Here is a 13,208-nt window from a genome sequence, read left to right as displayed (position 1 = left end):
ATTACGTAAGCCGCACGCAACGCGCGAGCAAGAGCCAGAGGCAGGGCAAATGGCGACGACTTTCGACCTTATCCTGAAGGGCGGCACGGTGGTCAACCAGGATGGGACCGGCCTGCGCGATATCGGCGTGACTGGCGGACGCATCGGCGCCATCGGCGATCTGGCGCAGACCTCGGCCGGCGAGACCGTCGATTGCCGCGGGCTGCATATCCTGCCGGGGGTGGTTGACAGCCAGGTCCACTTCCGCGAGCCGGGCTTGGAGCACAAGGACGACCTCGAGACAGGCTCGCGCGCAGCGGTGCTGGGTGGCGTCACCGCGGTCTTCGAGATGCCAAACACCAACCCGCTGACCACCAGCGCCGAGGCGCTGGCAGACAAGGTGAAGCGGGCCACGAGCCGCATGCATTGCGATTTCGCCTTCTGGGTCGGCGGTACGCGGGAGAACGCCGGCGAGGTCGCGGAACTGGAGCGGCTGCCGGGCGCGGCGGGGATCAAGGTATTCATGGGCTCGTCGACCGGCAACCTGCTGGTCGAGGACGACGAAGGCGTGGCTTCTATCCTGAGGAACACACGCCGCCGGGCGGCTTTCCATTCCGAGGATGAGTTCCGGCTGCGCGAGAGGCTGGGCGAACGCATAGAGGGCGACCCGTCATCGCACCCGGTGTGGCGAGACGAGATCGCGGCGCTGCGCTGCACCGAGCGACTGGTGCGCATCGCCCGGCAGGCGCGCGCGCGCATCCACGTGCTGCACATCTCCACGGCCGAGGAGATCGCGTTCCTGCAGGCGCATAAGGACGTGGCTAGCTGCGAGGCGACGCCGCATCACTTGACGCTGTCGGCGGACGACTATGCGCGGCTGGGCACGCTGCTCCAGATGAACCCGCCGGTGCGCGACAAGCGGCATTGCGACGGGGTCTGGCAAGGTATTTCGCAGGGCGTCGTCGACGTGCTGGGCTCCGACCACGCGCCGCATACGCTTGAGGAAAAGGCGAAACCTTATCCGGCCTCGCCGTCGGGCATGACCGGCGTGCAGACGCTGGTGCCGATCATGCTGGACCATGTGAATGCGGGGCGGCTATCGCTCGAACGCTTTGTCGATCTAAGCAGCCACGGCCCGCATCGCCTGTTCGGCATGGCCCGCAAGGGTCGCATCGCGGCCGGCTATGACGCCGACTTCACCGTGGTCGACTTGAAGCGCCGCGAGACCATCACCAACGAGCAGGCCGGCTCGAAGGCAGGCTGGACGCCATATCATGGCAAACAGGTGACAGGCTGGCCGGTTGGAACGATCGTACGCGGCCAGCGGGTGATGTGGGAGGCCGAGATCGTCGAAGCCGGGAAGGGCAGGGCCGTCGAATTCTCCGAGGCGTTGCCTGCCTGATTATTCGCCGGCCACGAAGAACGCCCAGCGGCCATCCGGCGTTATGCCGAGGCGGTAGAAGATATACGAGCCGAAGTTCTTCATGTCCTCGTAATCGCCGGCCGTCACGATCTTGAACAGTTCGACATGCTGGCGTGCATCGAGCCTGTCCAGCGGAATGGCGAAAAAGTATGGCCAGACATAGAGCTCCTCCGCGCCGCCCGCATCGAGATGCACGTAGCCGGCGCTCAGCACCTCTTCCAGGATGGCGAGGATTTCGCGCCCTTCAGCGTCTCCCGAGAGGCTTTTGAGGTGCTCGATCGGATCGCCTTCGATGCCCGCCAGCGAAAGCTGGGCCATATCGTCGCCGAGCCCGATCAGCGGGCGCAGCCTTTCGATGTCGCCGCTCTTCGCCGCTTCGATCAGAAGTTCGCGCATGCGTTTGACGTCAGGGGGCAGCCTTTCCAGGTCGTAAATCACCTCCGGCAGCGGACCGGCGGCTTCGGCATCAGGCTGTTCTACGCCCTCCGGTGTTTCCTCTCCGGCGGGGCCGGTCTTTTCGGGGTCGATTGGCTGGTCGGCCGATGGCGGCTGCACCAGATCGGGAAACGGTACCGTGTTTCCCAGACCCTCATCCGAGGGAGCAGGCGAAGTCGGCGCCGGCAATTCCTCGCGCTTGATTTCGCTAAGCGCGAAAGCTGGCGTGCTGGCGGAGATCCCAAACAAGAAGGCGAGGCAGATTCCCGCTGCCAGGCGCGGGAGCAATCCGGCGGCAGCGCCATGTCGGCGCGATTCGCCTGTTTGATAATCCATTCCGCAGTTTCTCCGGGCGCGCAGCCATTATCGCACCCCACGCCATCGCACAATGAAAAGCCCTAGGCGGAAGGTGTCAATGTCGCACGCGCACCGGTTCGAATTCGCCGGCGACTACCTTTTCGCGCATGCGGTCGAGCAGCGCCAGGGCCGCATCCTCGCCATTATTACGCAAAATCTCGGCAAATGCGGTCGCAAGAGCAGCTTCCGCGATGATTTCAGCTTCGATGCCGGCGGAAAGTCCCTCCGCCCAGGCCTCGTTATGACATTCGACGGCGGTCAGGCGCTTTTCTTCACGGACCAATGCGTCGAGATCGCTAACACTCTGTTCAACTGCCACTTTGTACCACCCTTCCAAGTTCGGATCCGGCGATTTCGGACCAACTTGATCTATTCCCTTAATGTCCCGTTAAGAGTCCTAGCACACGAAACCGCTTCTGTACGCCCGGCATTGCCGGAAAAGTTAATCGGCGCTTAATTTCCGTAGCGCGCCGCCACCTCGCGCGTAAGCGCTTCGCCTTCCTTCATGTAGCGGCCGATCGCCGCGGTCGCCGACGCGGTGCAGCTTGTGTAGGTGCCGGCGTAGGAGCGATAGCCCCGATTGAAGCTGGCGATGAATTTGGCTCGGCGCGCCGGATCGGGATTTTCCGCCTGCAGCAGCTTCTCCATCTCGCCGCGCCACTTTTCACCAGGTTCGCCGCAGAGGTTGCGCAGGAAATGCAGCGAGCCGAGAATTTCGGCGAGCCGCACCAGGCTGGCCTCGAACGGAGCTTCCGCCGCACGCGCCGGCGAAAAAGCCGCCGCGCTGAAGGCGACAAATGCGACGAAGAACAGTGAGGCTCGGCCCATAAGCCTTTGTGGCGAAACAATTTGTCTGCCGCAAGGCCGGAAGGGCGGCTATCCTCGGCTAATTGCTGCCGCCGAGCAGTTCGCGTGAGACGTCCAGGATGGAATCGGTGAGCGGAAGCTTCTCCATTTCCGCCAATGTATAGAAACAGGCTTCTTCGGCGTCGCTGGCGCAAGCCGGCTCGCCACTTGCCGCTTCTCCGGTAAACACTTCGAGCCGGTAGGTGATTTCCTCGCCGTCGACCTGTGTGTCGATCAGATATTCGCGCAGCGGCGTCAGGGCGGCAGCGATCATCCCCGTCTCCTCCAGAAGTTCGCGCCGCGCCGCCTCCTCGCTGGTTTCGCCGGCCTCGACCCGCCCGCCGGGAAAGGCATAGAGCCCGCGCGACGGCTCCAATGCGCGCTTGACCAGCAGCACCGTTTCGCCGCGTACCAGCGCTACCGACACCGCCGCGATCGTTCGCCTCTCTATCATCTCCGCCGGCTCCGCTGATTGTTGAGGATAGGTTGGTGCGTCCACTGGATAGCGGTTGCGGCGCGGCTTTTCCATGGCCACCAGCGCCATCGCAACTGGCAGTGGATAGTCCACGAAAGGCGACCGTCATCAGTTGAATTGGCCGCAATCTGAAAGATAACGTCCCGCGGGGATTTAATCACGGGCATTGGGGCAGCGGGGTATGATTGCAGGGAATTTTCGGCTGGCCGCGTTTGGAGCGGCGGCGGCGGGACTTATGGCGCTCTCTTCCTGCGCCACGCTCAATGAACAGCAATGCGCGACGGTGAGTTGGGTCCAACTCGGCCAGGAAGACGGTGCAGCCGGTCGGCCGGCTTCATATGTCCAGCAGCATGAACAGGCGTGCTCGAAACATAAGCTGCCGGTCAACCGGGCGGAATGGCAAACCGGCTGGGATGTCGGGATAAGGGCATATTGCACGCCGGCCAATGGGCTGAGCGAGGGCCGCGAAGGCCGCTATTACGCCAATTCCTGTCCCGCCGATCTGGCGGCGGACTTTCAGACCGCATATCATATCGGCAAGCGACTCTATGATGCGCGTACCGAGCGGACGCGCGTGCAGAACGAACTGGATGCGTTGCTGGTGAAGCTGAAGGACGCCAAGAAGCGGGAGGAACAGGACGCTTTGCGTCTTGAGATCGACCTTAAGCGTTCCTCCCTCTATTCCGCCGACAGTCGGGTCCGCGACGCGGAAAGGGCTCTCGATTTCTATATCCTCTCAAGCAACCTGCCACGCGGCTAGCGCATGTGCGGACGCTTTGCGCTGACCGCGACGCCGGAGGAGATCGAGGCGATGTTCGCGGTCCTCGATGTCGTCGCGTTTCCGCCGCGCTACAATATCGCGCCGACGCAGCCTGTGCTGATGGTGTTGGCGGGCGAAAGACAGGAGCCGGGCGCCAACCGGCCGGACCGGCGCTCGCTTCTGGTGCGCTGGGGGTTCATTCCGGCCTGGGCCAAGGACACGAAGACGTTTCCGCTGCTGATCAACGCCCGTGCCGAAACCGCGGTCGAAAAGGCTGCCTTCCGTAACGCGATGCGGCATCGCCGTGCGTTGCTTCCTGCCTCCGGCTTCTATGAGTGGAGACGCAACGGCAAAGACAAATCACAACCCTATTGGGTGCGCCCGAAGCATGGCGGCGTTGTCGCCTTTGCCGCGCTGATGGAGACGTATGCCGAGCCGGGCGGTTCGGAGATCGACACCGGCGCAATACTGACCACGGCCGCTAATGGGGAAATCGCCCACATTCATGACCGTATGCCGGTGGTGATCCAGCCGGAGGATTTTTCGCGCTGGCTCGACTGCCGCACGCAGGAACCGCGCGAGGTCATTGATCTGATGCGTCCGGCGCAGGCAGATTTCTTCGAAGCAATTCCGGTTTCGGATCTGGTCAACAAGGTCGCCAACATCGGGTCCGACCTTCAGCGCAGGGTGGAGCCGGCCGTGGCCGCCCCGCGGGAGCCGGCGAAGAAAGCGCCGGCCGCCGATCAACTGACGCTTTTTTAAGCGGCCTTGCTGGGTGTGGGCGGAGCCGGCTTGCGCTTCTTGGCCGCCAGAAGTGCGGCGACGATGGCCGCGGGTCCGATCGCACGATAGTGGCGCGTCAGCATGGCGTACTGGGCGCGAGCGCGTTCCTGATCGCTCTTGAAGGCTGACATGGTTCTCTTCCCTAAGGTCAACTCTGTATTTGGCCGTCCAGATGATGGCCGATTTGGTCCAAATCGTGACGCCGGACTGCGTTTCGCGCCGGCTTCCCGATTCTTGTTTAGACATGTTTAATAAAACCTTTGGGTTTTCGTTCCGACATTGGAAAGGCGACCTGTTTGCTACGAAGTTGCGACTTGACGGCAACACCCGCCAGGCGCGATAAAGCTGTCCATGAAAACGTGTCGCGCCATTTGTGGCATTTGCACTATTGGCTAGCGCTCGCGCTGGTCCGGACGTTTTCGCCTTTTCTCTCGACAGACAGGACAAACGCCCCGGCCAGCAGGCTGGAGCACAATCGCGGCTTGGCGCTGCGATTGGCTTCGTGAAACCGGACTGGATTTCGAATGGCGGACGGACAAAAAGGCCTGAAACTCTACAACACGCTGACCCGAGCGAAGGAGGACTTTGTCCCCATCGATGCGGATAACGTCCGCATGTATGTCTGCGGCCCGACCGTCTATGACTTCGCCCATATCGGCAATGCGCGGCCGGCGATCGTCTTCGACGTGCTTTTTAGGCTGCTGCGCCATCTCTACGGGCCGGATCACGTCACCTATGTCCGCAACATCACCGACGTGGACGACAAGATCAACGCGCGTGCGGCGCGGGATTTTCCCGGCCTGCCGCTCAACGAGGCGATCCGCAGGGTTACCGAGACCACGAACAACCAGTACCAGAAGGATGTAGCCGCGCTCGGCTGCCTGGAGCCGACCTTCCAGCCGCGCGCCACCGACTTCGTACTGCCGAGGCCGGACGGCAAGGCGGATATGATGACGTTGATTCAGCGTCTCATCGAACGCGGCCATGCCTATGAAGCCAAAGGCGAAATCCTGTTCGACACGTCGTCGATGGCCGATTACGGGCAGCTTGCGAAGCGCAATCTCGACGAGCAGCAGGCCGGCGCGCGCGTCGCCGTCGAGGCGCACAAGAAGAACCCGCAGGATTTCGTGCTGTGGAAGGAATCATCCGCGGAGGAGCCGGGCTGGGATGCGTCGTTCACATTGCCGGGCGGCACGGCCGTCACGATACGCGGCCGCCCGGGCTGGCACATCGAGTGCTCGGCCATGTCGGAAGCTTATCTGGGCGAGGTCTTCGACATCCATGGCGGCGGTCTCGATCTGATCTTCCCGCACCACGAGAATGAACTCGCGCAATCGCGCTGCGCCCATGGCACGGAGGTGATGGCGAACTACTGGATGCACAACGGCTTCCTCCAGGTCGAGGGCCGCAAGATGTCCAAGAGCGAGGGCAATTTCGTCACGATCAACGAGTTGCTGGAGACGGAGAAGTTCGGCGGGCGCAAATGGCCCGGCGAGGTGCTCAGGCTGGCTATGCTGATGACGCACTATCGCGAGCCGATCGACTTTTCCGTGCGCAAGCTGGAGGAGGCGGGAGCGGTACTCGAGCGCTGGGCGGATGCCGTTCAAGATACGCCGGCGGAGTTTGCCAGTTCGCCTACTGCGGGCTCAAAACTCGATTTGGTCGCGGATGATCCACTGCTAGACGATATCAACGTTCCAGCGCTAGTTCAGCAGATCCATGAACTGGCCCGCGAGGCCAAAACGGGAAACCAAGCTGCGAAGCTCGTTGTGCGTATGTATTTTGACATCCTTGGCTTCGAAGGCATCGATCGCTTCTCGACAAGGGTCCGCTCTTCCCAGTCGAACATTGACGCGGTGGTAGCCAACAAGATCGAAGTCGCAATCGCTACGCGCCTCGACTTCATCCGCGAAAAGAACTGGGCCGAGGCCGACCGCATCCGTGACGAGCTACTGGCGCAGGGCATTCAATTGAAGGATGGCAAGGACCCGGTCACCGGCGAGCGCGTGACCACCTGGGAGGTAAGGCGATGATCGATCACACCGGAATATCCGTCGCGAATTTCGACGCCTCGAAAGCGTTTTACGACAAGGCGATGGCGCCGCTTGGCGCGTCGCTGCTCTACATGGTGCCGGCCGAATTCACCGGCGGCGTCAAGGTCGGCGGTTACGGCCGCGACCGGCCGACATTCTGGCTGCATGAGAACGCAAACACCGGGCCTGGCCGGCACTATGCCTTCACGGCGCGCTCAAGGGCTGAGGTTGACGCCTTTCATGCGGCAGCGCTCGCCGCCGGCGGCAAGGACAATGGCGCGCCGGGCCCCCGTCCGCACTATCACGCAAATTATTACGGCGCCTTCGTATTCGATCCGGACGGCAACAATATCGAGGCGGTCTGCCATGCGCCTGAGTAGCATGCCGGAGGTCACGGAAATGGAAACGATTTCAGACGGATGCGCGCGCCGGCGGAATCGCTTTCGCAGCCGGCTGAGGGAAGGAGCGGCGACATGATGAGCCTCGACAACAAGCCGCTTTATACAGGCGGTTGCCAGTGCGGCGCGGTGCGCTTCCGGATCGAGGGCGCGCTGGGCGACGCCTCGGTCTGCCATTGCCGGATGTGCCAGAAGGCGTCCGGCAATTTCTACGCGGCTTTGGTTTCCGTGCGCGACGCCAAGCTTGAATGGACGCGCGGCGAGCCGAAGCGCTTTCAATCGTCGAACTACGCATTCCGCGGCTTCTGCCCTGACTGCGGCACGCCGCTGACCTTCGAGGCGCCGGATGGCATGGCGCTTGCCATCGGGGCGTTCGATGAACCGGCCGAGATCGCTCCGCGCATTCAGTGGGGGATCGAGGCGAAGCTGCCCTACGTCGACGGCATCCCCGCGCTGCCCGGCGCGGAGACCATCACCGACGAGGAGGCAAGCTCCTACCTGGCTCATCTCGTCTCCTATCAGCACCCGGACCACGACACAGAGACCTGGCCGCTGAAGGGGCGCACATGATTGCCACGGCGATCACCGGAGGCTGCCAGTGCGGCGCGGTGCGATTCCGGGCGACCGGCCTCGGCCGTGCCTCGATCTGCCATTGCCGCATGTGCCAGAAGGCGTTCGGCGGACTGTTCGGCCCGCTGGTCACGGCGAAAGGGCTGGAATGGACGCGCGGAAAGCCGACGCGTTTCGCGAGTTCCAACGTCGCCTGGCGCGGCTTCTGCGAGGCTTGCGGCACGCCGCTGACCTATGAATATGAAGGCGGCATCGACGTGGCGATCGGCGCGCTCGACGATCCGAACCTCGCGCCGCCCACTGTCCAGCTCAATCCGGCCGACAAGCTGGCCGTCTATGACGAACTCCACCGACTGCCCGGCAGTCCACCGGACGAGCAGGCGGCCAGCGATGCGTTCCTGGCCTCGGTCGAGAACCGTCAGCATCCCGACCACGATACCGAAAGCTGGCCGTCGAAAGAGAGACAATGAAATGACGACTGAACTGCGCACATTCTATCCCGAGATCGAGCCCTTCGAGACTGGCATGCTCGATGTTGGCGACGGCCACACGATCTATTGGGAACGCGTCGGGACGCGTGGCGCCAAGCCGGCGGTGTTCCTGCATGGCGGGCCGGGCGGCGGCTCTTCGCCCAAGCAGAGGCGGGTTTTCGATCCGAAACTCTACGACGTGATCCTGTTCGACCAGCGCGGCTGCGGAAAATCGACGCCACATGCCGGGCTGGAGGCCAATACGACTTGGCATCTGGTCGCCGACATCGAGCGGCTGCGCGAGATGGCCGGCTTCGACAAATGGCTGGTGTTCGGCGGCTCGTGGGGTTCGACGCTGGCGCTGGCCTATGCGCAGACGCATCCGGATCGGGTTTCGGAACTGGTGGTGCGGGGCATCTACACCCTAACTAAGGCGGAACTGGCCTGGTACTATCAGTTGGGTGTGTCGGAGATGTTCCCGGACAAATGGGAGCGCTTCGTAGCGCCCATCCCGGAGGCCGAGCGCGGCGACATGATGGCTGCCTATCGCAAGCGCCTGGTAGGCGACGACCGGCAGGCGCAGATCGAGGCGGCGCGGGCGTGGAGCCTGTGGGAGGGCGAGACGATCACGCTGTTGCCCGAGCCGGAGACCAGCGGCAAGTTCGGCGAGGACGATTTCGCCATCGCCTTCGCCCGCATCGAGAACCATTATTTCGTCCATGCCGGTTGGCTCGATGAGGGCCAGTTGATCCGCGACGCGGGCAAGCTCAGGGACATTCCAGGCGTAATCGTTCACGGCCGTTATGACATGCCATGCCCCGCGAAATATGCATGGGCCCTGCACAAGGCCTGGCCGGAAGCCGATTTTCACCTGATCGAGGGAGCCGGGCATGCGTTCTCCGAGCCGGGCATCCTCGACCAACTGATCCGAGCCACGGACAGGTTCGCGGGGAAATCATGACCCGCGAACGCATCCACCTCTTCGACACCACGCTGCGCGATGGCCAGCAGACGCCGGGCGTGGATTTTTCCGTCGAGGACAAGATAGCGATCGCGAAACTGCTCGACGAGTTCGGGATGGACTATGTCGAGGGCGGTTACCCAGGCGCGAACCCGACGGATACGGCGTTCTTTGCCGAGAAGCGTACGGCTGGCGCAAAATTCGTCGCGTTCGGCATGACCAAGCGGGCAGGGGTGTCGGCTTCCAACGATCCCGGTCTCGCGGCGCTGGTCCAGTCGAAATCCGATGCGATCTGTTTTGTCGCCAAGAGCTGGGATTACCATGTGCGCGTCGCGCTCGGCTGCACCAACGAGGAGAACCTGGACTCGATCAAGGCGTCGGTCGAGGCGGCAATCGCCGCCGGCAAGGAGGCGCTGGTCGACTGCGAGCACTTTTTCGACGGCTTCAAGGCCAATTCGGACTATGCCCTGGCCTGCGCGAAGGCCGCATACGACGCCGGCGCGCGCTGGGTGGTGCTGTGCGACACCAATGGGGGCACGCAGCCGTCGGAAGTGCGCGCTATCGTTGCAAAGGTGATCGCATCGGGAATTCCGGGAGAAAACCTCGGCATCCACGCGCATGACGACACCGGCCAGGCAGTGGCCAACTCGCTGGCCGCGGTCGAGGCCGGCGTGCGCCAGATCCAGGGCACGCTGAACGGCATCGGCGAGCGCTGCGGCAACGCCAATCTGATTTCCATCATCCCGACGCTGGTCCTCAAGCCGGCCTTTTCCGAGCGCTTCGAAACCGGTATCTCGGCCGAGGCGCTCGCTGGCATATCGCGCTTGTCCCGCGCGTTTGACGAATTGCTCAACCGCGCACCGGAACCGCAGGCGCCTTATGTCGGCATGTCGGCCTTCGCCACAAAGGCGGGCATCCATGCATCCGCACTGGCCAAGGATCCGGCGACCTACGAGCATGTGCCGCCGGAGGCGGTCGGCAACCGGCGCAAGGTCATGGTCTCCGACCAGGGCGGCAAGGCCAATTTCGTCGCCGAGCTGAAAAGGCGTGGCATCGACGTGCCGCGGGAAGGCCACCGGCTCGACGCGCTGATCAGCCTGGTCAAGGAGCGCGAGGCGGAGGGCTATGCCTATGAGGGCGCGGACGCCAGCTTCGAGCTTCTAGCGCGCAAAATGCTGCACACCGTGCCGGAATTCTTCCGCGTCACCTCGTTCCGCTGCATGGTCGAGCGGCGTTTCGACGCGAACGGCGAGCTGAAGACCGTATCGGAAGCGATCGTGAAGGTGCTTGTCGATGGCGAGGAGAAGATGTCGGTCGCCGAGGGGCACGGGCCGGTCAACGCGCTCGATCTGGCGCTGCGCAAGGATCTCGGCAAATTCCAGCACGAGATCGGCGACCTCGAGCTGGTCGATTACAAGGTGCGCATCCTGAACGGCGGCACCGAGGCGGTCACCCGCGTGCTGATCGAATCGCGCGACGCAGCCGGCGTGCGGTGGTGGACGGTCGGGGTATCGGACAACATCATCGACGCATCCTTCCAGGCGTTGATGGATTCCATCGTCTTCAAGCTGATGAAGAACCGCGACATGGCCGGGCTGGTCGCCGCGGAGTAGCGCCACCCATAAGCGAAACACCACGGCGCATCAGAAAATTGAAATGGTGCTCGTGCCTGCTGCGGGCCATATGAGCGCGATGACGACAGAGACCCTGACCGCCCGCGACAGCGCGACGCGCGGATTTTTCTTCGCGCTATCTGCCTATCTTCTTTGGGGCTTCCTTCCCTTTTACATGAAGGCTGTAGGGCATATTCCAGCGGCCGAAGTGGTGGCTCACCGGGTCATCTGGTCGGTGCCGGTCGCCGGAGCGCTGTTGATATGGATGGGCCGTACCGCCGATATCAAGGTGGCGCTGCGTTCGCCGCGGACGCTGGCCATGGGCGGGCTCACCGCTGCGCTGATCACGGTGAACTGGGGCGTCTATGTCTGGGCCATCGCCGCCGACCGGGCGTTGGAAACCGCGCTCGGCTATTATATCAATCCGCTGTTCAGCGTCTTCCTCGGCGCCGTGCTTCTCGGCGAGAAGCTGAGCCGCGCCCAGATCGCGGCGATTGCCCTCGCAGTGGCGGCGGTGGCGCTGCTGACATGGGAGGCAGGCGGCCTGCCCTGGGTCTCGATAGCACTGGCGCTCAGCTGGGGTTTTTATGCTTTTTTCAAGAAGACGCTGCCGATCGGGCCTGCGCAGGGCTTCTTCCTTGAAATACTCGTCCTGAGCATACCGGCCATCGGCTATATCGGCTGGCTGGGAGCCTCAGGCACCGGCCATTTCGGGCGAACCGGAGCCGCCGACATCTGGCTTCTGCTTGGCTGCGGCCTGGTCACGGCGGTGCCGCTCATTCTCTATGCAAACGGCGCAAAGCTGCTTCGGCTGTCGACTATCGGCATCATGCAGTACATCGCGCCGACGATGATTTTCGTGATCGCGATCTTCATCTTCCACGAACCGTTCAGCAGCACCCGCGCGATTGCGTTCGCGATGATCTGGGCCGCCCTCGCGCTCTATTCCTGGTCGATGTTCTTCCGCCGGCCAGCCGTAGAGTGACTCCTAAAACTCGAGCAGCGTGCGGAAACCGCCATAGATCATGCGCTTGCCGTCGAAGGGCGCATCCTTCATGTCCATCTGGTCCTTCAGCCGCGGATCGGCCATCACTTTCTCGTTGATGGCGTCGCGCGCCTCGCGCGATTCGTAGGTGATCCAGGCAAATATCACCGTCTCGCCGTCCTTCTGCTGCACGGCGCGCGGGAAGGACGTGAGTTCGCCATAAGGCACGTCGTCGGCGATGCATTCGACATAGGAAAGCGCGCCGTGCTCCATCCAAACCTCGCCGGCCGTCTGCGCCATCTTCTTGTAATCCTCGATTCTGTCCGTCGGGACGGCAAGCAAAAAACCATCGACATACATTGGAACCTCCTCGTTCAGGCTGGGAATATCCTTTCAACGAGCAAGAGACAGGCCCGTTCCCGGCAGCGGGAATAGCCTACATTTTCTCGATGACGGACGTGACGCCTTCGGTCGGCGCGTCGACCGACGCGCCCTCGGTCAGGAGTGCCGCGACGACTGCCTCGGCGCGATCGATGACCAGAGGCCTGACCAGATGCGACGTGTGAATGAACCCTTCGGCGCGCATGTGGTCGATAAGGTTCATCATCGGATCCCAGAACCGCTCAATATTGGCGAACACGATCGGCTTGCGGTGGTGGCCGAGCTGGGCCCAAGTCATGATCTCGATGATTTCCTCGACCGTGCCGATGCCGCCGGGCAGCGCCACAAAGGCGTCGGATTTCTCGAACATCGTGTGCTTCCGCTGGTGCATGTCCTCGGTGATGACCAACTCGTCGAGTTTGCCGAGCGCGGGTTCGGTCGCTTCCCGGTTGACCAGAAAGCGGGGGATGATACCTGTCACCTTGCCGCCGGCGCGCATCGCGCTATCGGCAACGGCGCCCATTATACCTTTGGTGCCGCCACCATAGACGAGGCGCAGGCCCGCCCCGGCGATCGATCGGCCGAGGACGTGACCCGCCTTCATATAGACGGCGCTGCGGCCTGGCGACGAGCCGCAATAGACGCAGACGGATCGAATCGTGTTCATACCCAGATTGGTGATTGCCTGCGTAACTGTGGTCAAGTCTCAACAGGGGCTTTTTCTTGTCGATTGGACTAA

17 protein-coding genes are annotated in these 13,208 nt (G+C 62.8%); 10 read left to right on the top strand and 7 right to left on the bottom strand.

Translation table 11 applies throughout. The features are described from left to right. Nucleotides 1–49 precede the first annotated feature (49 nt). Nucleotides 50–1,381, top strand: coding sequence for a dihydroorotase (locus MAXJ12_RS11820; RefSeq protein ID WP_008836094.1), 1,332 nt, complete (start codon nt 50–52; stop codon nt 1,379–1,381). Here the strand turns inward: MAXJ12_RS11820 and MAXJ12_RS11815 are convergent, their stop codons facing one another. The 4 genes from MAXJ12_RS11815 to MAXJ12_RS11800 all read right to left on the bottom strand — a co-directional run bounded on the left by MAXJ12_RS11815 (nt 1,382) and on the right by MAXJ12_RS11800 (nt 3,608). Next, nucleotides 1,382–2,173 carry a hypothetical protein gene (locus MAXJ12_RS11815; RefSeq protein WP_008836093.1) on the bottom strand — a complete coding sequence of 264 codons (792 nt, stop codon included), beginning with the start codon at nt 2,171–2,173 and terminating at the stop codon, nt 1,382–1,384. Between the two features lie 76 nt (nt 2,174–2,249). Beyond that, complete coding sequence (locus MAXJ12_RS11810) at nt 2,250–2,513, bottom strand: hypothetical protein (protein WP_040585952.1); 264 nt, start codon at nt 2,511–2,513, stop codon at nt 2,250–2,252. A gap of 134 nt (nt 2,514–2,647) precedes the next feature. Then, nucleotides 2,648–3,022, bottom strand: a complete 375-nt coding sequence (locus MAXJ12_RS11805; protein ID WP_008836091.1) for a TIGR02301 family protein — start codon at nt 3,020–3,022, stop codon at nt 2,648–2,650. A 58-nt stretch (nt 3,023–3,080) separates the two neighbouring features. Beyond that, nucleotides 3,081–3,608 (bottom strand): NUDIX hydrolase, encoded by a 528-nt coding sequence (locus MAXJ12_RS11800; protein ID WP_341872530.1) that lies wholly within the window; start codon nt 3,606–3,608, stop codon nt 3,081–3,083. Nucleotides 3,609–3,750: 142 nt separating this feature from the next. Here MAXJ12_RS11800 and MAXJ12_RS11795 point away from each other — a divergent pair, with 142 nt between their 5' ends. Continuing rightward, complete coding sequence (locus tag MAXJ12_RS11795; protein WP_244421484.1) at nt 3,751–4,275, top strand: DUF2799 domain-containing protein; 525 nt, start codon at nt 3,751–3,753, stop codon at nt 4,273–4,275. A gap of 3 nt (nt 4,276–4,278) precedes the next feature. Continuing rightward, nucleotides 4,279–5,037, top strand: a complete 759-nt coding sequence (locus MAXJ12_RS11790; RefSeq protein ID WP_008836088.1) for an SOS response-associated peptidase — start codon at nt 4,279–4,281, stop codon at nt 5,035–5,037. Here MAXJ12_RS11790 and MAXJ12_RS11785 read toward each other — a convergent pair. Then, a complete protein-coding gene (locus tag MAXJ12_RS11785; protein ID WP_008836087.1) occupies nt 5,034–5,189 on the bottom strand; it encodes a hypothetical protein in 156 nt (51 codons plus the stop codon). The two genes, MAXJ12_RS11790 and MAXJ12_RS11785, sit on opposite strands and share 4 nt — an antisense overlap. A 393-nt stretch (nt 5,190–5,582) precedes the next feature. On the opposite strand from MAXJ12_RS11785, the gene cysS reads away from it, so the two are divergent. From cysS to rarD, 7 genes are all read left to right on the top strand, one after another. Then, entirely contained in the window at nt 5,583–7,091 is a 1,509-nt protein-coding gene (cysS, locus tag MAXJ12_RS11780; RefSeq protein WP_008836086.1) for a cysteine--tRNA ligase, read from the top strand. Continuing rightward, nucleotides 7,088–7,471: a VOC family protein gene (locus MAXJ12_RS11775; protein WP_008836085.1), complete on the top strand. Its 384-nt coding sequence runs from the start codon at nt 7,088–7,090 to the stop codon at nt 7,469–7,471. Before cysS ends, MAXJ12_RS11775 begins: the two co-directional genes overlap by 4 nt. Before the next feature lie 96 nt (nt 7,472–7,567). Next, a complete protein-coding gene (locus MAXJ12_RS11770) occupies nt 7,568–8,059 on the top strand; it encodes a GFA family protein (protein WP_040585963.1) in 492 nt (163 codons plus the stop codon). Continuing rightward, on the top strand, nt 8,056–8,529 hold the full coding sequence (locus MAXJ12_RS11765; RefSeq protein WP_008836083.1) for a GFA family protein: 474 nt from the start codon (nt 8,056–8,058) through the stop codon (nt 8,527–8,529). The genes MAXJ12_RS11770 and MAXJ12_RS11765 overlap by 4 nt, the downstream gene beginning before the upstream one ends. A gap of 1 nt (nt 8,530) precedes the next feature. Then, nucleotides 8,531–9,490, top strand: coding sequence for a prolyl aminopeptidase (gene pip, locus MAXJ12_RS11760; RefSeq protein ID WP_008836082.1), 960 nt, complete (start codon nt 8,531–8,533; stop codon nt 9,488–9,490). Then, the gene (cimA, locus tag MAXJ12_RS11755; protein ID WP_008836081.1) at nt 9,487–11,103 is read left to right on the top strand and encodes a citramalate synthase; all 1,617 of its coding nucleotides are present in this window, start codon (nt 9,487–9,489) and stop codon (nt 11,101–11,103) included. The genes pip and cimA overlap by 4 nt, the downstream gene beginning before the upstream one ends. A 79-nt stretch (nt 11,104–11,182) precedes the next feature. Next, a complete protein-coding gene (rarD, locus tag MAXJ12_RS11750; protein ID WP_040585960.1) occupies nt 11,183–12,088 on the top strand; it encodes an EamA family transporter RarD in 906 nt (301 codons plus the stop codon). Between the two features lie 3 nt (nt 12,089–12,091). Here the strand turns inward: rarD and MAXJ12_RS11745 are convergent, their stop codons facing one another. Continuing rightward, nucleotides 12,092–12,448 (bottom strand): DUF1428 domain-containing protein, encoded by a 357-nt coding sequence (locus MAXJ12_RS11745; RefSeq protein WP_008836079.1) that lies wholly within the window; start codon nt 12,446–12,448, stop codon nt 12,092–12,094. A 76-nt stretch (nt 12,449–12,524) separates the two neighbouring features. Continuing rightward, nucleotides 12,525–13,136 (bottom strand): LOG family protein, encoded by a 612-nt coding sequence (locus tag MAXJ12_RS11740; protein WP_008836078.1) that lies wholly within the window; start codon nt 13,134–13,136, stop codon nt 12,525–12,527. Nucleotides 13,137–13,208: the final 72 nt, after the last annotated feature.

The sequence above is a fragment of the Mesorhizobium alhagi CCNWXJ12-2 genome, from assembly GCF_000236565.1.
GTDB classification, from domain to species: domain Bacteria; phylum Pseudomonadota; class Alphaproteobacteria; order Rhizobiales; family Rhizobiaceae; genus Allomesorhizobium; species Allomesorhizobium alhagi.
This window is presented reverse-complemented; position numbering and strand designations above follow the sequence as displayed.

Bases quoted from the DNA above. Each gene is read 5' to 3' on its own strand.
- MAXJ12_RS11820 (WP_008836094.1), top strand. From the start codon at position 50: ATGGCGACGACTTTCGACCTTATCCTGAAGGGCGGCACGGTGGTCAAC.
- MAXJ12_RS11815 (WP_008836093.1), bottom strand. From the start codon at position 2,173: ATGGATTATCAAACAGGCGAATCGCGCCGACATGGCGCTGCCGCCGGA.
- MAXJ12_RS11805 (WP_008836091.1), bottom strand. From the start codon at position 3,022: ATGGGCCGAGCCTCACTGTTCTTCGTCGCATTTGTCGCCTTCAGCGCG.
- MAXJ12_RS11795 (WP_244421484.1), top strand. From the start codon at position 3,751: ATGGCGCTCTCTTCCTGCGCCACGCTCAATGAACAGCAATGCGCGACG.
- MAXJ12_RS11790 (WP_008836088.1), top strand. From the start codon at position 4,279: ATGTGCGGACGCTTTGCGCTGACCGCGACGCCGGAGGAGATCGAGGCG.
- MAXJ12_RS11785 (WP_008836087.1), bottom strand. From the start codon at position 5,189: ATGTCAGCCTTCAAGAGCGATCAGGAACGCGCTCGCGCCCAGTACGCC.
- cysS (WP_008836086.1), top strand. From the start codon at position 5,583: ATGGCGGACGGACAAAAAGGCCTGAAACTCTACAACACGCTGACCCGA.
- MAXJ12_RS11775 (WP_008836085.1), top strand. From the start codon at position 7,088: ATGATCGATCACACCGGAATATCCGTCGCGAATTTCGACGCCTCGAAA.
- MAXJ12_RS11770 (WP_040585963.1), top strand. From the start codon at position 7,568: ATGAGCCTCGACAACAAGCCGCTTTATACAGGCGGTTGCCAGTGCGGC.
- MAXJ12_RS11765 (WP_008836083.1), top strand. From the start codon at position 8,056: ATGATTGCCACGGCGATCACCGGAGGCTGCCAGTGCGGCGCGGTGCGA.
- pip (WP_008836082.1), top strand. From the start codon at position 8,531: ATGACGACTGAACTGCGCACATTCTATCCCGAGATCGAGCCCTTCGAG.
- cimA (WP_008836081.1), top strand. From the start codon at position 9,487: ATGACCCGCGAACGCATCCACCTCTTCGACACCACGCTGCGCGATGGC.
- rarD (WP_040585960.1), top strand. From the start codon at position 11,183: ATGACGACAGAGACCCTGACCGCCCGCGACAGCGCGACGCGCGGATTT.
- MAXJ12_RS11745 (WP_008836079.1), bottom strand. From the start codon at position 12,448: ATGTATGTCGATGGTTTTTTGCTTGCCGTCCCGACGGACAGAATCGAG.
- MAXJ12_RS11740 (WP_008836078.1), bottom strand. From the start codon at position 13,136: ATGAACACGATTCGATCCGTCTGCGTCTATTGCGGCTCGTCGCCAGGC.